This window comes from Pseudomonas khavaziana, assembly GCF_019145205.1.
Taxonomy (GTDB): domain Bacteria; phylum Pseudomonadota; class Gammaproteobacteria; order Pseudomonadales; family Pseudomonadaceae; genus Aquipseudomonas; species Aquipseudomonas khavaziana.
The window spans coordinates 1-24,009 of the sequence record NZ_JAHSTT010000005.1; the positions used below are offsets into that span (position 1 = coordinate 1).

General features: G+C 60.1%; 18 protein-coding genes. 13 read left to right on the forward strand and 5 right to left on the reverse strand.

Annotated features, from left to right (window positions below; translation table 11 throughout):
- Positions 1-80 precede the first annotated feature (80 nt).
- The 9 genes from recC (at position 81) to KVH01_RS13565 (ending at position 14,874) form a co-directional block, all read left to right on the forward strand.
- Positions 81-3,533: an exodeoxyribonuclease V subunit gamma gene (gene recC / locus KVH01_RS13525; RefSeq protein WP_217881784.1), complete on the forward strand. Its 3,453-nt coding sequence runs from the start codon at positions 81-83 to the stop codon at positions 3,531-3,533.
- Positions 3,530-7,201, forward strand: coding sequence for an exodeoxyribonuclease V subunit beta (gene recB, locus KVH01_RS13530; protein ID WP_217881785.1), 3,672 nt, complete (start codon positions 3,530-3,532; stop codon positions 7,199-7,201). The genes recC and recB overlap by 4 nt, the downstream gene beginning before the upstream one ends.
- Complete coding sequence (gene recD / locus KVH01_RS13535; RefSeq protein ID WP_217881786.1) at positions 7,198-9,267, forward strand: exodeoxyribonuclease V subunit alpha; 2,070 nt, start codon at positions 7,198-7,200, stop codon at positions 9,265-9,267. The genes recB and recD overlap by 4 nt, the downstream gene beginning before the upstream one ends.
- Before the next feature lie 142 nt (positions 9,268-9,409).
- Positions 9,410-9,976 (forward strand): YfiR family protein, encoded by a 567-nt coding sequence (locus KVH01_RS13540; RefSeq protein WP_043046734.1) that lies wholly within the window; start codon positions 9,410-9,412, stop codon positions 9,974-9,976.
- Entirely contained in the window at positions 9,973-11,235 is a 1,263-nt protein-coding gene (locus KVH01_RS13545; RefSeq protein WP_217881787.1) for a diguanylate cyclase domain-containing protein, read from the forward strand. Before KVH01_RS13540 ends, KVH01_RS13545 begins: the two co-directional genes overlap by 4 nt.
- 5 nt (positions 11,236-11,240) lie before the next feature.
- Positions 11,241-11,732: an OmpA family protein gene (locus KVH01_RS13550; RefSeq protein WP_043046736.1), complete on the forward strand. Its 492-nt coding sequence runs from the start codon at positions 11,241-11,243 to the stop codon at positions 11,730-11,732.
- A gap of 541 nt (positions 11,733-12,273) precedes the next feature.
- Entirely contained in the window at positions 12,274-13,026 is a 753-nt protein-coding gene (locus tag KVH01_RS13555) for a TauD/TfdA family dioxygenase (RefSeq protein WP_225924196.1), read from the forward strand.
- 52 nt (positions 13,027-13,078) lie between these two features.
- On the forward strand, positions 13,079-13,927 hold the full coding sequence (locus KVH01_RS13560) for an EamA family transporter (RefSeq protein ID WP_043046737.1): 849 nt from the start codon (positions 13,079-13,081) through the stop codon (positions 13,925-13,927).
- Entirely contained in the window at positions 13,927-14,874 is a 948-nt protein-coding gene (locus KVH01_RS13565; protein WP_217881788.1) for a LysR substrate-binding domain-containing protein, read from the forward strand. Before KVH01_RS13560 ends, KVH01_RS13565 begins: the two co-directional genes overlap by 1 nt.
- A 45-nt stretch (positions 14,875-14,919) precedes the next feature.
- Here the strand turns inward: KVH01_RS13565 and KVH01_RS13570 are convergent, their stop codons facing one another.
- Entirely contained in the window at positions 14,920-15,210 is a 291-nt protein-coding gene (locus KVH01_RS13570) for a DUF3077 domain-containing protein (protein WP_217881789.1), read from the reverse strand.
- Positions 15,211-15,541: 331 nt separating this feature from the next.
- Positions 15,542-16,489, reverse strand: coding sequence for a LysR family transcriptional regulator (locus tag KVH01_RS13575; RefSeq protein ID WP_043046740.1), 948 nt, complete (start codon positions 16,487-16,489; stop codon positions 15,542-15,544).
- Positions 16,490-16,622: 133 nt separating this feature from the next.
- On the opposite strand from KVH01_RS13575, the gene KVH01_RS13580 reads away from it, so the two are divergent.
- Positions 16,623-18,140, forward strand: a complete 1,518-nt coding sequence (locus KVH01_RS13580; RefSeq protein ID WP_217881790.1) for a CoA-acylating methylmalonate-semialdehyde dehydrogenase — start codon at positions 16,623-16,625, stop codon at positions 18,138-18,140.
- 15 nt (positions 18,141-18,155) lie between these two features.
- Positions 18,156-19,043: a 3-hydroxyisobutyrate dehydrogenase gene (gene mmsB / locus KVH01_RS13585; RefSeq protein ID WP_043046742.1), complete on the forward strand. Its 888-nt coding sequence runs from the start codon at positions 18,156-18,158 to the stop codon at positions 19,041-19,043.
- A gap of 45 nt (positions 19,044-19,088) precedes the next feature.
- Here mmsB and KVH01_RS13590 read toward each other — a convergent pair whose 3' ends face one another.
- Positions 19,089-19,433: a cupin domain-containing protein gene (locus KVH01_RS13590; protein ID WP_003230905.1), complete on the reverse strand. Its 345-nt coding sequence runs from the start codon at positions 19,431-19,433 to the stop codon at positions 19,089-19,091.
- 329 nt (positions 19,434-19,762) lie between these two features.
- Here KVH01_RS13590 and kynB point away from each other — a divergent pair, with 329 nt between their 5' ends.
- The gene (gene kynB / locus KVH01_RS13595) at positions 19,763-20,413 is read left to right on the forward strand and encodes an arylformamidase (protein WP_217881791.1); all 651 of its coding nucleotides are present in this window, start codon (positions 19,763-19,765) and stop codon (positions 20,411-20,413) included.
- Positions 20,410-21,267: a tryptophan 2,3-dioxygenase gene (gene kynA / locus KVH01_RS13600; protein ID WP_046069513.1), complete on the forward strand. Its 858-nt coding sequence runs from the start codon at positions 20,410-20,412 to the stop codon at positions 21,265-21,267. Before kynB ends, kynA begins: the two co-directional genes overlap by 4 nt.
- A 144-nt stretch (positions 21,268-21,411) precedes the next feature.
- Here kynA and KVH01_RS13605 read toward each other — a convergent pair whose 3' ends face one another.
- Positions 21,412-22,812, reverse strand: a complete 1,401-nt coding sequence (locus KVH01_RS13605; protein ID WP_043046746.1) for an amino acid permease — start codon at positions 22,810-22,812, stop codon at positions 21,412-21,414.
- A 71-nt stretch (positions 22,813-22,883) separates the two neighbouring features.
- The gene (gene antC, locus KVH01_RS13610; RefSeq protein WP_217881792.1) at positions 22,884-23,891 is read right to left on the reverse strand and encodes an anthranilate 1,2-dioxygenase electron transfer component AntC; all 1,008 of its coding nucleotides are present in this window, start codon (positions 23,889-23,891) and stop codon (positions 22,884-22,886) included.
- Between the last annotated feature and the right edge of the window lie 118 nt (positions 23,892-24,009).

Sequence of the window (24,009 nt, forward strand, 5' to 3'; positions counted from 1 at the left end):
ACCTGTCAGCCATGTGCCCGGTCCGTGCACCACAGTGCTAAAGTCCACCCCTCGATTTTGCTTTTCCCAAGGAAACCGTTATGCCGGACGCAACGTCCCTCAGCGCTGGATTCATGGTGGTCCACGGCAATCGCCTGGACGAACTGCGTAGCCTGGTGGTCAGTTGGATGCGCCGCTACCCACTGGCGCCTTTGGAAAACGAAATCGCCCTGGTACAAAGCAACGGTATCGCCCAGTGGCTCAAGCTGGCCCTGGCCGAAGATCCGGAAGAAGACGATATGGGCGGTTGCGGCATTGCTGCTGCAATCGATGTGCAGCTGCCTGGCAGCTTCATGTGGCAGCTCTACCGCATGGTCCTGGGCCGTGACGAAATCCCGCCGAAATCCCTGCTCGATAAAGCCCCGCTGACCTGGCGCCTCATGCGCCTGTTACCCGAGCTGATTGACCAGCCGCACTTCGAGCCTTTGCAACGCTTCCTGACCCAAGACACCGACCTGCGCAAACGCTACCAACTTGCCGAGCGCCTGGCTGACTTGTTCGACCAATACCAGGTCTACCGCGCTGATTGGCTGGAAGATTGGGCCGCAGGCCGTCACCAACTACGCAATGGTCGAGGCGAATCCAAACCGCTCGACCCTGCCAATTGCTGGCAGGCCGAGTTATGGCGTGCGTTGTTGCTGGATGTTGGAGCAGAGGGTATGGCCCAAAGTCGAGCCGGCGTTCACCAACGCTTTATCGAACGTATCAACAACCTTGAAGAAGCGCCGTCCGGCTTGCCTTCCCGGGTGATTGTCTTTGGCATTTCATCGCTCCCGGCCCAGGCATTGGAAGCGCTGGCGGGTCTGGCCCGTTTCAGCCAGGTCCTGCTTTGCGTGCATAACCCTTGCCGCCACCACTGGTCCGACATTGTCGCCGACAAGGACTTGCTGCGAAACGAATACAAACGCCAGGCGCGCAAAACCGGTATGCCGGTCATCATCGATCCCCAAACCCTACACCAGCACGCCCATCCGTTGCTCGCCGCGTGGGGCAAGCAAGGCCGTGATTACATCAGCCTGCTGGACAGCTACGATGACCCCAACAGCTACCGCGCCGCATTCCGTGACGGTCGCATCGACCTGTTCAGCGACAGTGAACCCACCACGCTGCTCAACCAGCTCCAGGACGATATCCTCGAACTGCGCCCGCTGAATGAAACCCGTGAGCTGTGGCCTGCTGTCGACCTGGAGCATGATGCTTCGATTCGCTTCCACATCGCCCACAGCGCCCAGCGCGAAGTGGAGATCCTCCACGACCAATTGCTCCAGCGCTTCAGCGCCGACCCAACTTTGCGCCCCCGGGACATCATCGTCATGGTTCCCGACGTCGACAGCTACGCGCCGCACATCCGCGCAGTCTTCGGCCAGCTCGAACGAAATGACCCACGCTTCATTCCTTTCACCCTTACTGACCAAGGCCAGCGCGGCCGCGACCCACTGCTGATCGCCGTCGAGCACCTGCTGAAACTTCCCGACAGCCGTTTTCCCGTCAGCGAGATCCTCGACCTGCTTGACGTGCCCGCCCTGCGCGAACGTTTCGCCATCAAAGAGCGCGACTTGCCCACCCTGCATCGTTGGATCGAAGGCGCCGGCATCCGCTGGGGCCTGAATGCCGAGCAACGCGCCGGTTTAGGCCTGCCTACAGAACTGGAACAAAACAGCTGGCGATTCGGCTTGCGCCGTATGCTGCTGGGCTACGCTGTCGGCACTGGCACGGCCTGTAACGGGATTGAGCCCTACGACGAAATCGGCGGCCTCGATGCTGCACTGATCGGCCCGCTGGTCGCCTTGCTCGACGCCTTGAACGATGCCCACCAGGCGTTATCCCAGCCCGCCTCCCCCCAAGCCTGGGGCGAACGACTACAACGCTTGATGCAGCTGTTTTTCCTCCCTAGTAGCGAGCACGATGACTACCTGCTAGGCCAGCTCGAACAATTAAGAGAGACGTGGCTGGAAACTTGCGAGTCCGTCGGCTTGCAGGACGAGTTACCGCTTACCGTGGTGCGTGAGGCGTGGTTGGCCGGACTGGATCAGGGGCGCCTGTCCCAGCGCTTCCTCGCGGGAGCTGTCAATTTTTGTACCCTCATGCCCATGCGTGCAATCCCGTTCAAGCTGGTCTGCCTGCTCGGCATGAATGATGGCGATTACCCGCGGGCCCAACCGCCCCTGGACTTCGACCTGATGGGCAGCGACTACCGCCCCGGCGACCGTTCACGCCGCGAAGACGACCGCTACTTACTGCTCGAAGCGCTGCTGTCGGCCCGCGACCAGCTGTATATCAGCTGGGTAGGGCGCAGCATCCGCGACAACAGTGATCGCCCAGCCTCGGTGTTGATTGGCCAACTGCGCGATCACCTCGCCAGCGGCTGGCAGCACGCCAAAACCGATCCACCGCTGATAGACGCAATGACCCAGGAGCATCCTCTGCAGCCCTTCAGTGCCCGCTACTTCCACGAAGGCGATTCGCTGTTCAGCTACGCCCGCGAATGGCAGTTACTGCATGAAGCCCAGGACGCCGTGAACCCAGTAGATACGCTGGTGCAACACCAGCAGGAAGAGCCCCTGAGCCTCGGCCAGTTACAGGACTTCCTACGTAACCCGGTTAAACACTTCTTCAGCCAGCGACTGAAAGTGTTCTTCGAAGCCGCCGAAGTGCCCCTGGCCGACGAAGAACCCTTCGTGTTGGACGCACTGCAACGCTACAGCCTCAGCGACAGTCTGTTGAGCGCTGCACTGACCCAGCCCGATCACCTCGACCAGGCCCTCAATGCCCAGGCGCTGCGCCTGCAAGGCAGCGGACTGCTGCCGATGGTCGGTTTCGGTGAGTGCCTGCGTAAGGAGTTGATCGAGCCGTTGCCTGATTTGGTGCAGCGCTATCAACACCTTCTGGCCCTTTGGCCAACCCCGCATACCGGCGCTGAACCGATCAGTTTCGAGTATCAGGGCATCCAGCTCGAAGGCTGGATCAGCGGCCTGCATCGACGCGGTGATGGTGGCTTATTGAGCGTCACCACCATCCCCAACAGCATTGGCTCGATCAAGACCCGCAAGTGGCATCGCCTGATTCGACCCTGGGTCAATCATGTGGTGGCCTGCGCCTGCGGCCTGCCATTGAGCACCGGCCTGGTGGCAAGTGACGACACTTTGCTGCTGGCTCCGCTGGATAAGTCCACTGCACAGGAAATCCTTGGCAACCTGCTGCTGGCCTGGCATACCGGCATGAGCACGCCGCTGCCCGTCGCGGTGAAAACCGCCTTTGCCTGGCTCGGCCAGACCGATCCTGCCAAGGCCCAAGCCGCAGCCAGCAAGGCCTATGAAGGCGACGGCATCACCACCGACGGTGAACGCCGCGAGACGCCCGCGCTCACGCGGCAATTTCCCGACTACGCCGCCTTGGTTGCCAGTGAAGAGTTCGAAGGCTGGTGCGAAACCCTGTATCGCCCATTGCTCAACGCCCCATGGCGATCACTCTCCAGCGCGGAGGCCGGCGCATGATCGGCAAACCCCTGGCCCTGGCATTCCCGCTCAAAGGCAGCCAGTTGATCGAGGCCAGTGCTGGCACTGGCAAGACCTTCACCATCTCTGCCTTGTATCTGCGCCTGGTGCTCGGCCACGGCGGTGATGAGTCCGGTTTCGGGCGCGAACTGCTGCCGCCGCAAATCCTCGTGGTGACGTTCACCGACGCCGCCACCAAGGAACTGCGTGAACGTATCCGTATCCGCCTGGCCGAAGCTGCGCGTTTTTTTCGCGACGAAATCGAGCAGCCCGATGCGTTGATCGCCGACCTGCGCGATCAGTACGCCCCGGAGCGGTGGGCCGCTTGCGCCAACCGCCTGGACATCGCCGCGCAATGGATGGATGAAGCGGCCGTCTCGACTATCCACAGCTGGTGCCAGCGCATGCTGCGCGAACATGCGTTCGACAGCGGCAGCCTGTTCACCCAGACCCTGGAAACCGACCATAGCGACCTGCTGGGCGAAGTGCTGCGCGACTACTGGCGGCTGTTCTGCTACCCGATGCACGACGACGTGCTCAACTGGGTGCGCAGCCATTGGGGCGGCCCCGCTGCACTGATGCCGCGAGTGCGTGCGCTGTTCGGCAGCGAACGGCCCACCGATGAAAGTCGTGAGCCGGCGGAGCTGATCAACGCCTGCCTGCAAGAACGCCGCGCAGCGCTGGTAAGCCTCAAGGCGCCTTGGCAACAATGGGCCGTCGAGCTGCGGGATATCTGTCTGCAAGCTATTGCGGACAAAGCGGTCGATGGTCGCAAGATGCAAGCGCGCTACTTCGAACCCTGGTTCGAGAAAATCAGCGCCTGGGCCGCTGATGAAGCCCTGGAACAACTGGACATCGGCACCGGCTTCACGCGCCTGACGCCCGACGGCATGGCCGAAGCCTGGAAAGGTGAGCCGCCGCAGCACCCAGGGATCGAGGCCATGGCCGGCCTCAAAGCCAGCCTTGACGCCTTGCCAACACCAGACGCAGCGGTGTTGCAACATGCTGCCGGCTGGGTCGGCAAACGCTTCGAAGAAGAAAAGCGTCGCCGCGCAGAGATGGGCTTCGACGACATGCTGATCCGCCTCAATGCGGCCCTTCAAGCCGACGGGGGCGAGCGCCTGGCCAGTGTGATCCGTGAGCAATTTCCGGTGGCGCTGATTGATGAATTCCAAGACACCGACCCTGTGCAATACCGCATCTTCGACAGCATCTACCGCATCGAGGAAAACCACCTCGACAGTGGGCTGTTCCTGATCGGCGACCCCAAGCAGGCGATCTACGCCTTTCGCGGCGCCGACATCTACACCTACCTGCGCGCCCGGCAGTCCACCACCGGCCGCCATCACACCCTGGGCACCAATTTCCGTTCCAGCCATGCGATGGTCGAGGCGGTGAACCATGTGTTCCAGCGGGCTGAAACCGGCCGGGGGGCGTTCCTTTTTCGTGAGCCTAATGGCGAGAACCCGGTGCCGTTCCACCCGGTACTTTCCCAAGGCCGCAGAGAGCAACTGCAGGTCGATGGCCAGCCGCTGCCGGCCATGAACCTTTGGCACCTGCCCACCGACCAGCCGATTTCCAACGCGCTTTATCGTCAACAACTGGCTGCTGCCTGTGCCACGCAAATCGTCGCGCTGCTCAATGGCGGGCAGCAAGGCACGGCGGGGTTTGTCACGAAAGACAGCTTCACAGCGGTGCTGCCCTCAAACATCGCCATCCTCGTGCGTGACGGCAAGGAAGCCCAGGCCGTGCGCGCCGAACTGGCCAGCCGTGGCGTGCGCAGTGTGTACCTTTCGGATAAAGACTCGGTGTTCGCCGCCCAGGAAGCCCACGACCTGTTGACCTGGCTCAAGGCGTGTGCAGAGCCGGATGTCGAGCGACCGCTACGCGCGGCCCTGGCGTGCGTCACCTTGAACCTGTCGTTGGCGGAACTGGAGCGTCTGAACCAGGACGAACTGGCGTGGGAATCCCGCGTCATGCAGTTCCGGGGTTACCGCTCGATCTGGCGTACCCAAGGCGTGCTGCCGATGCTGCGCCGCCTGCTCCACGACTTCAAACTGCCGCAAACCCTCATCGCCCGCAGTGATGGCGAGCGTGTGCTGACCAACCTGTTGCATCTCAGTGAGTTGCTGCAACAAGCCGCATCGGAACTCGATGGCGAGCAGGCGCTGATCCGTCATCTGGCCGAACACTTGGCGCTGTCGGGCCAGGCTGGCGAAGAGCAGATCCTGCGGCTGGAAAGCGATGAACAACTGGTCAAGGTGGTGACCATCCACAAATCCAAAGGCCTGGAATACGACTTGGTGTTCCTGCCGTTCATCTGCTCGGCCAAACCGGTGGATGGCAGTCGCTTGCCGCTGCATTACCACGATGAACAGGGTAAGTCCCAAGTGAGCCTGCGGCCGACGGCCGAGCTGATTGCCCAGGCCGATGATGAGCGCCTGGCCGAAGACCTGCGTTTGTTCTACGTGGCGTTGACCCGTGCCAAACACGCATGCTGGCTGGGCATCGCCGACCTCAAGCGCGGCAATAACAGCAGTTCGGTTTTGCACCTTTCGGCCTTGGGCTATCTGCTGGGAGCCGGTGCGTCGCTAGGCGAATCCGCCGATCTGGCGCGCTGGCTGTTGGACTTGCAGCAAGGCTGCTCGGCCATCAGTTATGCACCGGTGCCAGATGCGCAAGACATCCTGTTCCACCCGCCACGCAATGAAGCGACCCTGCTGGCGCCGTTGCTGCCCAAACGCAAGGCTGCGGAAAACTGGTGGATCGCGTCCTACAGCGCCTTGCGCATTGGCGACAGCATGAGCGCCGCCAGCCTGGAGGCACCGGAAAGCCCGCAGGCCCAGAAGCTGTTCGACGACGAACGCCTCGACCCGGATGCACCACGGGAAGTGGTGGCGTCCGGCGGTGACATTCACCGTTTTCCACGCGGCCCTAATCCAGGCACCTTTCTTCACGGGTTATTGGAGTGGGCCGGTGAAGAGGGTTTCAACGTGACGCCTGAGGCGATCGAAAAAGCCGTGGGCGCACGCTGTAATCGCCGCAACTGGGAGGGCTGGATCGTCACCCTCAGCGGCTGGCTGGGTCATCTGCTGCAAACACCGCTGCCCCTGTGCAACGACCACGTCACCCTCAGTGGCCTGAAGCAGTACCAGATCGAAATGGAGTTCTGGTTCGCCAGCCACAAGGTCGATGTGCTCGCCCTCGACAAGCTGGTGTGCCAGCACACACACGGCGGTGTGTCCCGCGTGGCCGCTGAACCGGTGTTGCTCAACGGTATGTTCAAGGGTTTTATCGACCTGACGTTCGAGCACGATGGCCGCTATTACGTGGCGGACTACAAGTCCAACTGGCTCGGCCCTGACGATTCAGCCTACACCTTTGATGCCATGGAGCATTCGATCCTCGAGCATCGGTACGACCTGCAATACGTACTTTACCTGCTGGCCCTGCATCGTCAGCTCAAGGCACGCCTGCCGGATTACGATTACGACCAGCACGTCGGCGGCGCTCTGTACCTGTTCCTTCGCGGTACCCAGTCGGTGAGCCAGGGCGCGTATTTCACCCGGCCCCCCCGTGAGCTGATCGAGGGGCTGGACCTGCTGTTCCAGGGCAAGCCCATCCCGCCCAAGGTTGAGCCCGCCTGGGAACAAGGAGTGCTGCTATGAACCTGTCGCCGTTACCGCTGGAAGAGTTGGCGCCCCTGAGTCGCGCCGCCGACCTGCTGCAACTGCTGGAGCGTTGGGTCGACCGTGGCTGGCTGCGCGCCTTGGACAAAGCCTTCGTCGGCTTCCTGCATGAGCTTGATCCCCAGGCCGATCCTTTGGTGCTGTTGGCGGCGGCCTTGACCAGTCATCAGTTGGGCCATGGTCACGTCTGCCTGGACCTGTTCGAAACCCTCAAGGCCCCGGACTTCGCCCTGTCACTGCCGCCCGAGGGGGACCAGCACACCGGCGTCATGCTGCTGCCGTCGCAGCTGCTGCATGGCCTGGACGGTGCCCATTGGTGTCATGCCCTGGCGTCCAGCCAACTGGTCGCGCTGGCGGTCGATGGCAGCGCAGCCGCCCAGAGCCGACCGTTGGTGTTGTGCGGCAAGCGCTTGTACCTGCGCCGCTACTGGGCCTACGAACGGCGTATCGACAGTGCCTTGCGCCAGCGTCTTGCGAGCGTGGAGAGCGTTGCCGACGATTTGCCGCAACGCCTCAATCGCCTGTTCGATCAACCGGCGCCGGATGGCGTGATCGACTGGCAAAAACTCGCCTGTGCGCTGGCGACCCGCGGCGCATTCAGTATCGTCACCGGCGGCCCCGGCACCGGCAAGACCACCACGGTGGTGCGCCTGCTCGCGCTGTTGCAAGCGCCCGCCGTGGAGTCCGGCAGCCCGTTGCGTATCCGCCTGGCAGCGCCGACCGGTAAAGCCGCCGCGCGCCTGACCGAATCCATCAGCCAGCAAGTGCTGTCGCTGACAGTGGCCGACGACGTGCGGGAAAAAATCCCCACTCAGGTCACCACTGTCCACCGTCTGCTGGGCAGCCGCCCGGGAACCCGACATTTCCGTCATCACCTGGGTAACCCGTTACCTCTGGATGTGCTGGTGGTGGATGAAGCCTCGATGATCGACCTGGAAATGATGGCCAACCTGCTCGACGCTTTGCCGGGCCATGCACGCTTGATACTGCTGGGCGACAAGGACCAACTGGCATCGGTGGAAGCGGGAGCCGTACTCGGCGACTTGTGCCGCGATGCCGAAGCCGGCTGGTACAGCCCGCACACGCGTCAATGGTTGCAAGCGGTCAGCGGTGAAGACCTCAGTACCAGTGGCCTGCAAGAAGACCTCGACGGCAGCCACCCCCTGGCCCAGCAAGTCGTGATGCTGCGCTATTCGCGCCGCTTCGGTGAGGGCAGCGGTATCGGCCAACTGGCGCGTTGGGTCAACCAGCAAAATGCCGAAGAGGCTCGCCAGCTGTTGGCTGCACGCCGCTATGACGACCTGTTTTGCCTCAGCCTCAAGGGCGAGCATGACCATGCACTTGAGCGCCTGGTGCTGGACGGTCAGGGCGACGGCGCCCAAGGTTATCGCTACTACCTGAACCTGCTGCAATCGGCACGTCCATCGCTGGATACGCGGCGGGACGACCCTGCCTGGACCCATTGGGCGCAACAGTTGCTGCAAGCCTTCGACGCGTTCCAGCTGCTTTGCGCCGTACGCAAGGGCCCTTGGGGCGTCGAAGGGCTGAACCTGCGCATCACCGCGGCGCTGCGCAAAGTGCGCCTGATCGAAGGCGATGAGCAGTGGTACGAAGGCCGCCCGGTGCTGATGACCCGTAACGATTACGGCCTTGGCCTGATGAACGGCGACATTGGCATCGCGCTGAAATTGCCCGAAAGCGACGGTGGTCCCCAGGTGCTGCGCGTGGCCTTCCCGCGTAACGATGGCCAGGGCGGTGTGCGCTTTGTGTTGCCCAGTCGGCTCAATGACGTGGAAACCGTGTACGCAATGACCGTGCACAAATCCCAAGGCTCTGAGTTCACCCATACCGCACTGATCTTGCCGGATGCGCTCAATCCGGTGCTGACCAAAGAGTTGATCTATACCGGTATTACCCGCGCCAAGCGCTGGTTCAGCCTGATCGAGCCGCGCAGCGGCGTGTTTGAGGAGGCCGTGCGCCGCAAGGTCAAACGCTTGAGCGGGCTGATGCTGGAATTGGACGCCGTGCCTGAAGAAACTGACTGATAGGTCATACAATATTTCTGATTCAGCTGTCTGATTTTTCTGAAAAAATAGTGCGCCCCGCGCAAAGCGTGTTTCGTGGGGTTTTCCGCCGCTGTGCTATCGTTGCGGCATCACCTTGGAAAACACCTGAGAGAATTGCTGCATGAACGTGGCTGGCTCGCCCACAGAGCGTAGTTTGAGCTGGAGACGCATGTTACTGGTGGCGGTTCTGTGCCTGCTCGTGACGCCTCTGTCGGCACAGACCCAAAGCCTTGCCGAACAGCGTGCCCAGGCGGTCACCCAAGTGGTGCTCGGTATCCTCAGCTACGCCCGATGGCCGGTAGAGCCTGCGCAGTTGCGACTGTGCGTTGTCGGGCCGACGCAATACACAGACGACCTGGTCAAAGGCACCACCCAGGCTACCGGCCGTCCGGTGCTGGTGCGGCGCCTGCTGGTCGATCATCCCGACATCGTCAACGCCTGCGACGCCGTCTACATCGGCAAGCTCACCGCGGACGAACGCAGCCGCTTGTTCACCTCGCTGATTGGCCACCCCGTACTCAGCATCAGCGAAGGTGGCGACCAATGCACGGTGGGCAGTCTGTTCTGCCTGCGAGTGAGCGATGAGCAAGTGTCGTTCGAGGTCAATCTGGATTCCGTCGCCCGCAGCGGCGTGCGCATCCACCCCAGCGTGTTGCAGTTATCTCGCCGTCGAGCGCCTGGCTCATGAGCGGCACTAAAGTGCGGCCGACCCTGCGCTCGGTGATTGCCCGTGGGCATATGATCCTGGCCCTGGTGGCAGTCACCCTGGCCAGTGTGTCCCTGACCCTGCTCGGCGTACTTGCCCTGCGGGTTTATGCCGAGCACAACCTGCACCTGATCGCCCGTTCCATCAACTACACCGTGGAAGCGGCGGTGGTGTTCAACGACAGCGCGGCGGCCACCGAAGCCCTGAGCCTGATTGCCTCCACCGAGGAAGTGGCTCAGGCGGAAGTTTTCGATATCAACGGCAAGTTGCTGGCGCGCTGGGTACGCCCGGAAACCGGCATGTTGTCACGGGTCGAGCTGCAGATAGCGCACGCCCTGCTTGAACAGCCCATCAGTCAACCGATCCTGCGCCAAGGACAAACCGTGGGCAGCATCCACCTGGTCGGCCACGGTGGCAGTCTGTTGCGCTTCTTGCTCAGCGGTCTGGTCGGAATTCTGATCTGCACCGCTCTCAGCGCCTGGGTGGCCTTGCACTTGTCGCGGCGTCTGTTGAATGGCATCACCGTGCCACTGCAACGCCTGGCCGCCGTGGCCCACGCCGCCCGCAGCGAGCGTGACTTCGACCGCCGCGTTCCCTCCGCGCAGATCGCCGAACTCGACAGCCTGGGCAGCGACTTCAATGCCCTGCTCGGCGAGATGGAAGCCTGGCAGAGCCACCTGCAAAGCGAGAACGAAACCCTGGCTCACCAGGCCAGCCACGACAGCCTCACCGGCCTGCCCAACCGCGCGTTCTTCGAAGGCCGGTTGATCCGTGCCTTGCGCAGCGCAGCCAAGGTCAACGAGCAAGTGGCGGTGCTGTTTCTCGACAGCGACCGCTTCAAAGACATCAACGACAGCTTCGGCCACGCCGCCGGCGATGCCGTACTGGTAGCCGTTGCCGACCGCGTGCGTGCGCAACTGCGCGAGGATGACCTGGTGGCGCGCCTGGGCGGCGATGAATTTGCGGTATTGCTGGCGCCCCTGCACAAGGCCGAAGACGCCCAGCGCATCGCCGACAAGATCATTGCCAGCATGGACGTGCCGATCCCACTGCCAGGGAACACCCAGGTATTGACCTCCCTCAGTATCGGCATTGCCATTTATCCCGATCATGGCGCCACTCCCGGCACCTTGCTCAACGCCGCCGATACGGCGATGTACCAGGCCAAACGACTGTCCTCGGGCGGCCAGCAAACGGCGGAGTCGGAGCGCCCCGTCGTCAACGTTCAACACAGGAGTTGATTCCCTTGTTCGCTAACACGCGCGTTTTGTTTATTTCTTTACTCGTTGCCTTCCTGGCCCTCAGCGGCTGCCAGACGCCACCGCCCAAGGGCCTGACCCCGGCGCAAGTCGCGGTGCTCAAACAACAAGGCTTCGAGCTGACCGACGAGGGCTGGGCCTTCGGCCTGTCCGGCAAGGTCCTGTTTGGCAGCGACGTCGAAACCCTCAACAAACCCAGCACCGACATCGTTGAGCGCATCGGTAGCGCCTTGGTTGGCGCGGGCATCGAGCGCGTGCGCGTTGACGGCCACACCGATGCTTCCGGCAAAGAACCCTACAACGTGGCGCTCTCCCTGCGCCGCGCCAAAAGCGTCGGCAAGGTGCTGACCCGCGTGGGTATGAAAGAAGAAAATATCCAACTACGCGGCCTGGGCAGCAGCGAGCCGGTGGCATCGAATACAACAACGGCAGGCCGAACCGAGAATCGCCGGGTGTCGATCGTAGTAATCGCGGACTAAGGCAACTCACCGGCCTCAACCTGAAATACATTCAAAATGTGGGAGGGGCGGTGCGACGATTCGACTTGCTCCCGATAGCGGTGTGTCAGCCAGTATATCCGGTGACTGACGCGCCGCATCGGGAGCAAGTCGAATCGTCGCACCGCCCCTCCCACATTTGTTTTGCGGTGTGCTCGCGGGAGTGTATTGCTCGATGCGAAAACCTACCAACGACCATTAGGAGTTTTCTCTGTAGGAAAAGCCTGTCATGACGAATTTTAATGGCTGAGCTGATGAAGTTTCGCTTTTTCGCAAGTGGTGGGCCTAGTTAAATGGACGCTATAAATAACTACCGTAAAGGATTGCGATGAATATAAATGTCAGTAATTTTCGCCAGGAAGTATCTAAAGTCAGGCTTTCGAAAGTTGCATTTGCAGAGCTATTGACGGTAAGAGAATTATTCGAGATTGGAAGTCAAGGTGTTAGATTCGATACCAAGGTCGCTTACATCAATCCTCTACAGTCAAGCGTGCTGAGCGAGGAGCTGAATAGAATATGAAATATGATCGATCATGAAAGTCATGTCTTGATTCTCGATGGCTTTAAGGTGGATAAACTTTCAAATTTCAAATCTCTGGTATGGACATTCGCTTCCTTGCTCGGTGTGCCAATGGTGCAGAATCATCTTGGTCATAAAGTTATTGAGGTTTATGACCGAGGCGGCGAAAGCATTGAGGAAGGTTCGAGATACCATCAAACCCGTCAGGGCGCCTACGTACATAACGATGGTGTAAGCGACCCGCTGCCTATCGATTACTTAATCCTGGCTTGTGGACAGAAAGCACTTTTAGGAGGTGAAAGCATTCTCATCGATGCAAGCGCGGTATACGCGGAGCTAATGGCGTTCCCAGAAGTATTGGAAGAGCTCAAATGCGACTTCTTTTTTGAGAATCGTGGCATGTCAGAGGATGAGCAACTGTTTAAAGCCCCCATCCTCAGCTTTTCCAGTGAAGGTATTCCACTGATAAGATACTTTCGAGTCTACATTGAGTCAGCTCACCTTAAGGCAGGAGTGCCTTTAACAGCAGCTCAAACCCAGGCGCTGGACTTTCTGGATACTGTTCTCAATCAGTCATCGGTTCAGCATCGAGTACTGCTGGAGCCAGAGCAAGTGCTTATTTCAGCCGATAACAAGTTTCTGCATACCCGCACGCACTTCATTGATATGAATGCTCCACGTTCCGAGATCAATGAAGCGGAGCGTTTGAGTGATCTGAATCGTTATATGCTACGGATTTGGTTACGCAAACAATGATGCATCCGTGTTCATAACGTAAGTCCTCTAATATTCGCCATAAGCCGAGCCCATGGAAAATTCCGATATAGCGATCACGTTGGTTTTGATCTCTGCCTTTATGCACGCCACTTGGAATGCCGTAGTTCGCGCCGGTAGTAGTCGCTTCATGACCTTGGCCATGGTCGATGGCACCGCGCTAGTGATATGCCTGCTGGCGTTGCCGTTTGTCAGCGTGCCTGGCTTAGAGGTATGGGGCTATATACTCGTCTCCGTGGTGCTCAATACGGTCTACCGGCTATTTTTGATTAAAGCGTACGAAACGGGTGACTTTGGTCAGGTTTACCCGGTGATGCGTGGGGTGCCACCCGTGTTGGTCGCGCTGTTTTCTTACTTTCTGCTGCATGAACAGTTGTCATGCCAGGCGTTGACGGGAGTGTTGCTGATTTGTGTGGGGATTATCAGCCTGACCTTTGTGCGCAGGATGACGGCGCAGATGTTCAAGCCGATCCTGATGGCGGTGTGCGCCGGTGCGTTTATTGCGTCTTACACGGTGGTGGATGCCAAAGGTGTAAGAGCCAGTGAGACGGTGCTGCAGTACATCATCTACCTGACAGTGTTCCAAAGTATTCCGATCCCGATGCTGGCGTTTTCCAAAGAGCGTTCAGCCTTGGCTCGTGCGATACGTGGGCATTGGCGAGTCGGGCTATTAGGCGGTGTTTTTTACCTGGCGTCTTACGGATTGGTGTTGTTTGCGTTGTCGCTGGACGCGGTGGCCAAGGTCTCAGCTCTGCGGGAAACCAGTGTTATTATCGGCGCCATTATTGCCGCGCTGTTCTTTCATGAACGGTTCGGTTGGCGACGGATGCTTTCGGCGTTCGTCATTGTTTGCGGGATCATCTTGATCAAAGTGAGCACCTGATGGCCCAGCGCCCGCCACCCACACCTATGCTTCAAGCGTTCGTCAGCGCTGCGCAAACCGGTAGCTTTGCGCGTGCAGCGTCTGAGCTTAACCTCACCGCCAGTGCCATTAGCCATCAAATTGCGGGCTTGGAGGAGTGGTGGGGCGTGTCGTTGTTTGAGCGGCACTCGCGTGGCGTCAAACTGACGGTGGCAGGGCAGGCTTTGTTGCCGGTTACCGATGGTTTCTTCAAATCGCTGGATGGGGTGCTGCATTCACTCAACCCCGGTAAATCCCAACCGTTGTACCTCTCCTGCACGTCTTCTCTATGTTCGACATGGCTGATCCCCAGGATGCACGGTTCTCACACTGAGGCTTCATTCAACTTAGATCTGGTGTTGACCAGCGCCGACATGAACCGCGCTAGCCTGGAGGCTCATCAATACGATGTCGCAGTGGTGATGGGGTATGGTAATTACCCGGATCATCACGTCGAATTACTGATGCGCGATGCGGTGTTCCCGGTTTGTTCGCCGGAGTTTCTGCGGTTGAAGGGTGATATTGCACTGGCGGATGTCGCCCGGTATCCGCTGATTCATCGGGTGGACGATCAGGTGTGTCCGGGGTGGGAAAGCTGGTTTGCGTTTCAGGGGCTGGCGGCGCCGCCTTATCACCACGGGCCGAGATTTCCGGATTCGAGCCTCGCGATCAGTCTGGCGGTGAAGGGGGGAGGGATAGCGCTGGGCAGGACTGCATTAGTGTATGACCAATTGGACGATGGTGCGTTAGTTGCGTTGAATAGTCCCGTGATGATGTCTCCAGCGGCCTACTACATCATTTGTCAAAACGGGCGTCAGTCGGAGCCGGATATTGCTCGGCTGATTGAATGGCTCAAGAGCAGTGCAGGTGAGTTTCTGAGCGAAGTTCGGGCTCGGTATCCGCAGATAGCCGGGGCTGGTGGGGTTTAAATATGGGAGGGAGCAAGGCTCCTCCCACATTCGGGCGGTGTTCGTTTAACTTCCCGGCGTCATCGCCTGCGTCAAGTCATCCACCACGGCCTTACCCATTCCACACAGATAATGCGCGGCCCATGCATATTGCTCGCCGCGTACATCCATGGCGGCTTCCATCGCGAGTTTCTTTGAGTAAAAAAGCAGGGTGGAGGCGTGTTCCAAGGCTTCCTCAATCGGCATGCCGGCATTGACGCGGAACAACGGTTTTTGGTTTTCGCCGTAATCGCCGAAGGTGACGACGCCGAGGGTGATGATGGAGGAAAGCGGTGGGTCGGGAATGATTTTGCTCATGGTGATTGCTCTCTGTTGAGTTAGAGCCGCCACATCACATCGCTAAACATGAAGAGGGTGGCAGCTGTGTGCAGGTTAGCGATCCGGGCCAGAGCGCATCCCGGGTAGACTCGAAAGTCTCCCGCACACAGCCGCCATAAAACGCTAAAAGCTGACGGACGCCAGCTAATACTGTTTGGGGCAGTGTCACGCTCGAAACCCGGATCGCTAAACCCGATCGCTGATGTGCAGCGACCCAGGGAGGCTAGTGATCCAAACGCTACAGCGCAATAGGCCAAGGATTCTCTAGGAAACGTCCTGCAATTTAAAGAGAATCGTCGTTGCTGGCGCTTTAATCCGCAAACCTGATCTCCCGCGTCTCCCCCATCAACAACCCCTGATTCTGCTCAGTCACCTCCCTGATGTAATCCCACAACAACGTAATCCGCTTCAACTTGCGCAAATCTTCCCGGCAATACATCCAGAACTGCCGCGTAATCGCAATCTGCTCCCCCAGCACCGGCAACAGCCGCGGATCCTGCGCCGCCAGAAAGCACGGCAGTATCGCCATCGACCTTCCCTGCTGCGCCGCCACGTACTGCGCGATCACGCTGGTACTGCGCAGGCTGGCGCTGGCACCGGGCACCACATTCGCCAGGTACAACAGCTCCGAGCTGAACGCCAGGTCATCCACATAACTGATAAACGGATGCTCGGCCAAATCCGCAGGTTTGCGGATCGGCGGGTGTTGGTCGAGGTAGTCCTGGGTCGCATACAACTGCAATTTGTAGTCACACAGTTTGCAGCACACATAGGGCCCGTGCTCCGGGCGTTCCAGGGCGATGACGATGTCGGCTTCGCGCTTGGACAGGCTGATGAAGTGCGGCAGCGGCAGGATATCCACCGAGATCGCAGGATAGGTGTCGACGAAATGGCTCAATTGCGGGGTGACGAAGAAGCTGCCAAACCCTTCGGTGCAGCCCATGCGCACGTGGCCGGACAGCGCCACGCCGGAGCCGGAGACTTGTTCGCAGGCCATGTGCAAGGTGCTTTCGATGGTCTCCGCGTAGCCCAGCAGCCGTTGGCCCTCGGTGGTGAGGACAAAGCCGTTGGTCCGGGATTTTTCGAACAGCAGGGTACCGAGCGACACTTCTAATGAGCTGATGCGCCGCGACACGGTGGTGTAGTCCACTGCCAGGCGCTTGGCAGCCACGCTGGCCTTGCGGGTGCGGGCCACTTCGAGGAAAAACTTCAGGTCATCCCAGTTCAGGGTGCCCAGGGAGGTGATGTTTTTTTGCATATTGGACCGGCTTTTATGTGCGTTCTTATTAGAAGTTTGCACATCTATACTCCAAAAACAGTCCGAACGCCTCATTCTTCAAGGCGATTCAACGCCTTGGTTCTCTGCATAAATACAAGATTCTGGAGACCACATGAACGCATCTGCCGATATTTCCGTGCAACAGGTCAAGTTGCTGATCAACGGCGAGTGGGTCGAGTCCAAGACCACGCAGTGGCAAGACATCGTCAACCCGGCCACCCAGCAGGTGCTGGCCAAAGTCCCATTCGCCACTGCCGATGAAGTCAACGCTGCCATCGACGCCGCCTATCGTGCCTTCCAGACCTGGAAGCTGACGCCTATCGGCGCGCGCATGCGCATCATGCTCAAGCTGCAAGCCTTGATCCGTGAACATTCCAAGCGTATCGCCGTGGTCCTCAGCAATGAGCAGGGCAAGACCATTGCCGATGCCGAAGGTGATATTTTCCGTGGCCTGGAAGTGGTCGAGCACGCCTGCTCCATCGGCACCTTGCAAATGGGCGAGTTCGCCGAGAATGTAGCCGGTGGCGTCGACACCTACACCCTGCGCCAGCCTATCGGCGTGTGCGCCGGCATCACCCCATTCAACTTCCCGGCGATGATTCCGCTGTGGATGTTCCCGATGGCCATCGCCTGCGGGAACACCTTCGTCCTCAAGCCATCCGAGCAGGACCCGCTGTCGACCATGCTGCTGGTAGAGCTGGCGCTGGAAGCCGGGGTACCGGCTGGCGTACTCAACGTGGTGCATGGCGGCAAGGACGTGGTGGATGCACTCTGCACCCACAAAGACATCAAGGCCGTATCCTTCGTCGGTTCGACCGCCGTGGGCACCCATGTCTACGACCTGGCCGGCAAGCACGGCAAGCGTGTGCAGTCGATGATGGGCGCCAAGAACCACGCCGTTGTGCTGCCGGATGCCAACCGCGAACACACCCTCAATGCCCTCGTCGGCGCCGGTTTCGGCGCGGCGGGCCAGCGTTGCATGGCCACTTCGGTGGTGGTGCTGGTGGGGGCGGCCAAGCAGTGGCTGCCGGACCTCAAGGCCCTGGCGCAGAAGCTCAAGGTCAACGCCGGCAGCGAAGCCGGCACCGACGTCGGCCCGGTGATCTCCAAGCGCGCCAAGGCACGCATCCTGGAGCTGATCGAAAGCGGCGTGAAGGAAGGCGCCAAGCTGGAACTGGATGGCCGCGATATCAAGGTGCCGGGCTTCGAACAAGGTAACTTTGTCGGCCCGACCCTGTTCTCGGGCGTCACCACCGACATGCGCATCTACACCGAGGAAATCTTCGGGCCGGTGCTGGTGGTGCTGGAAGTCGACACCCTCGATCAAGCCATAGCCCTGGTCAACGCCAACCCGTTCGGCAACGGCACTGGCCTGTTCACCCAGAGCGGTGCGGCGGCGCGCAAGTTCCAGAGCGAAATCGACGTGGGCCAGGTCGGTATCAACATCCCGATCCCGGTGCCAGTACCGTTCTTCAGCTTCACCGGCTCCCGTGGCTCCAAGCTCGGCGACCTCGGCCCGTATGGCAAGCAAGTGGTGCAGTTCTACACCCAGACCAAAACCGTCACCAGCCGCTGGTTCGATGACGACACCGTCAACGATGGCGTCAACACCACCATCAACCTGCGCTGAACCTGGGAGACGACCATGAAGATTGCATTTATCGGCCTGGGCAACATGGGCGCACCCATGGCCCGTAACCTGATCAAGGCCGGGCACGCGCTGAACCTGTTCGACCTGAACCAGACCGTGCTCAAGGAACTCGCCGAATTGGGCGGCACCATCAGCAGCTCGCCCCGTGATGCGGCCCAAGGCGCGGAACTGGTGATTACCATGCTGCCGGCCGCCGCCCACGTGCGCAGCGTCTGGCTTAATGAAGACGGCGTGCTCGCAGGCATCGGCAAAGGCGTGCCAGCGGTGGATTGCAGCACCATCGACCCGCAGACCATCCGTGATGTCGCGGCAGCGGCGGCAAAACAGGGCGTGGCCGTGGCCGATGCACCGGTTTCCGGCGGCACTGGCGGCGCACAAGCCGGGACGCTGACCTTCATGGTCGGCGCCAACCCGGAACTGTTCGCCACCCTGCAGCCGGTATTGGCGCAGATGGGCCGCAATATCGTGCACTGCGGTGATGTCGGCACCGGGCAAATCGCCAAGATCTGCAACAACCTGCTGTTGGGTATCAGCATGGTCGGCGTCAGCGAAGCCATGGCCCTGGGGGATGCGCTCGGCATTGATACGCAAGTGCTGGCCGGCATCATCAACAGTTCCACCGGGCGCTGCTGGAGTTCGGACACCTACAACCCTTGGCCCGGCGTGATCGAAACTGCGCCGTCATCGCGTGGTTACACCGGTGGTTTTGGTGCCGATCTGATGCTCAAGGATTTGGGCCTGGCCACTGAAGCGGCACGTCAGGCACACCAGCCGGTGATCCTCGGTGCGGTGGCCCAGCAGCTCTATCAATCGATGAGCCAGCGTGGGGAAGGGGGTAAGGACTTCTCGGCGATCATCAACAGCTATCGCAAGCCTAAATAGGGCGGTTTCCGGGGCCAGCAAACAGCTGGCTCCCGGTTTTGCGGGTCAGGCAAACACAAAATACTTACGCACCGTCTCGACCACTTCCCAAGTGCCCTTCATCCCCGGTTCCACCACAAAGATATCCCCAGCGCGCAAATGAATCGGCTCCATGCCTTCCGGCGTGATCACGCAGTAGCCTTCCTGGAAATGGCAGTATTCCCACTTCACGTATTCGACATACCACTTGCCCGGCGTGCAGATCCAGGTGCCCATGATCTTGCTGCCGTCTTCGCTGGTGTAGGCGTTGAGGTTGACGGTGTGCGGGTCGCCTTCGAGCTTTTCCCATTTGCAGGCATCCAGGACCGGCAGTGGGTGGGTGTCGCGCAGTACGGTGATGGGCTTGGACATGATGCCTCCGAGGCAAGGGTAGAAGAATCGAACCCTATAGCGTCGCGGCTGGGGCTGGTGGTCTGGACTCGACATCGGTATGCCCAGAAGCGCAGTTAATGTGGGAGGGGGCCTGCTCCCGATAGCAGTGTGTCAGTCACCGCTATGGCTACTGACACACCACTATCGGGAGCAAGCCCCCTCCCACATTGGATCTGTGTGAATTGTTCGGTAATTTGTCTTTTTATCGCAGTAACTGCGAAAGAATTCGCCCATAACGCCAGAATTCGCAAGAAAATTCACAGCTGGCCCTCGTATCATTCACCCCAGTACCCCGTGAGAGCCTTGCAATGAACCCAATAAAAACGTGGTGGGATATCAGCCCGCCCTTGAGCACGGCGACCCCGACCTGGCCGGGCGATACGCCGTTCCAGGAAGAGCGCGTGTGGCAGTTCGGCCCGGAGTGCCCGGTGAATGTGGGGCGCGTGACCTTGTCGCCGCACACTGGCGCCCATGTGGATGCTCCGCTGCATTACAGTGCCGACGGTGCGCCGATTGGCGAGGTGTCGTTGGACGTGTACATGGGCCCGTGCCGGGTGCTGCATTGCCTGGGCAGCGGCGCGTTGGTGCAGCCACACCAGTTGCAAGGCCGTGTGGATAACCTGCCGGAGCGCGTGCTGCTGCGCACTTATCCACAAGCGCCGCTCAGCGAATGGGATGCGAATTTCACCGCCATCGCCCCACAAACCATTGAACTGCTCGCCAGCCTGGGTGTGCGCCTGATCGGTATCGACACGCCGTCCCTGGACCCGCAACAGTCCAAGACCATGGATTCCCACAACGCCGTAGCCCGTCACGGCATGGCGATCCTCGAAGGCATCGTGCTCGATGAGGTACCGGAGGGCGACTATGAGCTGATCGCACTGCCGCTGCGCTTTGCCAACCTCGATGCCAGCCCGGTCCGCGCAATCCTGCGCCCGCTCAAGGAGCCCACGCGATGAGCCAATGTCCCTTCTCTGCCGATTACCAGCCACCGGAAGAATGGCATAACGCCGAACTGAATTTTTCCGAGTCCATGAGCTATGGCGACTACCTGGACCTGGGCAAAGTCCTCAGTGCCCAGCACCCGCTGTCGCCGGACCATAACGAAATGCTCTTCATCATCCAGCACCAGACTTCGGAGCTGTGGATGAAACTGATGCTCCACGAACTCAAGGCCGCCCGCGAACACGTGCGCCTGGGTGAGTTGCCGCCGGCGTTCAAGATGCTGGCGCGAGTCTCGCGGATCTTCGACCAACTGGTGCACGCCTGGGCGGTGCTGGCGACCATGACGCCGTCGGAGTACAAGGCAATTCGCCCGTTCCTGGGGCAGTCGTCGGGGTTCCAGTCGTTCCAGTACCGCGAGATTGAATTCATCCTCGGCAACAAGAGCCCGGCATTGCTGCGCCCCCATGCCCATCGGCCGCAATTGTTGCAGGAACTTCAGGTGGCGATTGCCACGCCGTCGCTATATGACGAGGCGATCAACCTGATGATCAAGGCGGGGCTGGCGATTGATCCCCAGCGCGCCGAGCGCGACCCGACGGCGGCCACAGTGCACGATGAGTCGGTGGAGGCGGCGTGGCGTGAGGTGTATCGCGACCCGAGCCGGTATTGGGATTTGTATCAGTTGGCCGAGAAGTTCATCGACCTGGAGGATTCGTTCCGGCAATGGCGCTTCCGGCATGTGACCACGGTGGAGCGGATCATTGGTTTTCAGCCGGGCACCGGTGGCACCGAAGGCGTGGGTTACCTGCGCAAGATGCTCGACACAGTATTGTTTCCCGAACTTTGGCGAGTACGCTCGACCCTCTAAACAAAAAGCCCCGGATTACCGGGGCTTTTCATTTGGAGTGCAGTTAAAAATGTGGGAGGGGGCTTGCTCCCGATGGCAGTGTGTCAGCCACTGGATGTGCTGGCTGACACACTGTCATCGGGAGCAAGCCCCCTCCCACATGGGTTATTGCGTTACTGCAACCGTCGTGTTTCTCATCCGCAACCGATAGGCCACATAGATAATCCCCACCCACACCGGCATTGCATACACCGACTCGCGAATTCCAGGGATTGCGAGCATTACGCTGATGATCATCAGCATGAACGCCAGGCACAGGTAATTGCTGAACGGGAACCAGAAGGTCTTGAACGACGGCGTCACGCCTTGCTGGCCCATGGCCTTGCGGAACTTGATATGGGTGATGCTGATCAGCGCCCAGTTGATCATCAGCGAAGCAACCACCAGCGCAAACAGCAACTCCAGGGCACTCTGCGGCGCGACATAGTTGACCACCACGCACAGCATCGTCACCAACGCCGAAATCGCCAAGGCCCGCAGCGGCACGCCTTGCTTGTTGAGCTTCATCAGCGCCTTGGGCGCGTCACCTTGCTCGGCCAGGCCGAACAGCATGCGGCTGTTGCAGTACACGCCGCTGTTGTACACCGACAACGCCGCGGTCAGCACCACGAAGTTGAGGATGTGGGCGGCGGTGTCGTTGCCGATCAGCGAGAAGATCTGCACAAACGGGCTGCCGCTGTAGGCATCGCCGGACGCGCCGAGGGTCTGCAGCAGTTGATCCCACGGGTACAGCGACAACAGCACGGTCAGCGCGCCGACGTAGAAAATCAGGATGCGGTACACCACCTGGTTGATCGCCTTGGGGATCACTTTGCGCGGCTCGCTGGCCTCGGCGGCGGTGATGCCGACCAGTTCCAGCCCACCGAACGAGAACATGATGAAGGCCATGGACATCAACAGCCCCATGCCGCCATTGGGGAAGAACCCGCCATGGCTCCACAGGTTGCTGACCGAGGCTTGCGGGCCACCAGTGCCGCTGAACAACAGGTAGCAGCCGAGCACGATCATGCCGACAATCGCCACCACCTTGATGATCGCAAACCAGAACTCGGCTTCGCCGAAGAACTTCACGTTCAGGGTGTTGATCAGGTTCACCGCGACAAAGAACACCAGGGCGCTGACCCAGGTCGGAATCTCCGGCCACCAGAATTGGATGTACTTGCCCACGGCCGTCAGTTCGGCCATGCCCACCAGCACATACAGCACCCAGTAGTTCCAGCCCGCCAAAAAGCCCGCGTAGCCGCCCCAGTACTTGTGCGCGAAGTGGCTGAAGGAGCCGGCCACCGGTTCCTCGACGATCATCTCGCCGAGCTGGCGCATGATCAGGAACGCGATAAACCCGGCCACTGCATAGCCCAGGATCATCGACGGCCCCGCCGACTTGAGCACCCCGGCCGAGCCGAGGAACAAGCCTGTACCAATCGCACCTCCCAAGGCGATCAGCTGAATGTGCCGGTTCTTCAGGCCTCGCTTGAGGCCCACCGGGTTAACCATGTCATCCGCCATTAACATTCCCTTCTACTTGTTTTTCTCAAGGGTGATTGCACGCCGCATCGGCCCCTCAGAACTGCTGAGGGTCAGATATTACTCTGCGTAAACTTTTCGTAATACAGCTGAACGCCATCAAGTGCCTGATCCGCCAGCCATTGTTGGATGGATTCGACCATTGGCGGGGGACCGCACAGGTACATATCCGCCGATCTGTCCCGCAATTCGGCCAGGTCAAAATGCTCGGTAAGGTAACCGCGCTTGCCGGGCCAGTCATCGGAGGGCTCGCTGAGCACTTCGGTGTAGCGAAAGCCCGGGATTTTCCCCGCGTAGTCCTGGATACGCGCCGCTTCGCATAAATCCTCGGCACCGCGCACGCCGTAGTACAGGTGCACCGGTTGCGCACAGCCGTTGGCCGCCAGCTCATCGAGCATGCCCAGCAACGCCGACAAGCCGGTGCCGCCCGCCACCAGCACCAGCGGCTGGGTGACATGGCGCAGGTAGAACGCACCCAATGGCGCCTCCAGCAGCATCTCGTCGCCCACCTGGCAGCGCTCGCGCAAATAGTTGCTCATCACCCCATCCGGCAGCAGGCGCACCAGGAATTGCAGTGGGTTGCCCGGCCGATTAGCGAAGGAGTAGGAGCGCCAACTGTCGGTGCCGGGCACCGCGAGGCGAGCGTATTGGCCGGGCAGGAAATCCAGTGGCTGCTCCAGTTGCACCTGCAAGATCGCCGTGCTGGTCGATATTTGCTTCACCGCGCTCACTGTGCCGCGTACTTGCACTGGCCCGGACGCATTGCACAGGCTTGAATCGAAGTCGAAGTAGAAGGTGGCGTCGGACTGCACCCGGGTCTGGCAACTGAGCATCTTGCGTTGTTGCAGGTCGAGGCTGGAGAGCGCTTCGTCGTCTACATAGTCCTGGGTGTAATCCCCCGATTCGCAACGGCCCTGGCAGGTACCGCACACGCCTTCGCGGCAATCCAGCGGGATCTTGATGCCGTTGCGCAGGGCCGCATCCAAGAGGATTTCATTGGCGCCGACCGGAAAGAACAGGGTTTTGCCATCGGCAAAACTGAAGGCCACTTTGTGATTCATTCACATGACTCCGTGGATAGGTATGAACACCTGTAGGAGCGAGCTTGCTCGCGAAGAACTTCAACGATGACGCCGGGTAGCCTGATGCACGCGGTGTGCTTGAGTTTTTCGCGAGCAA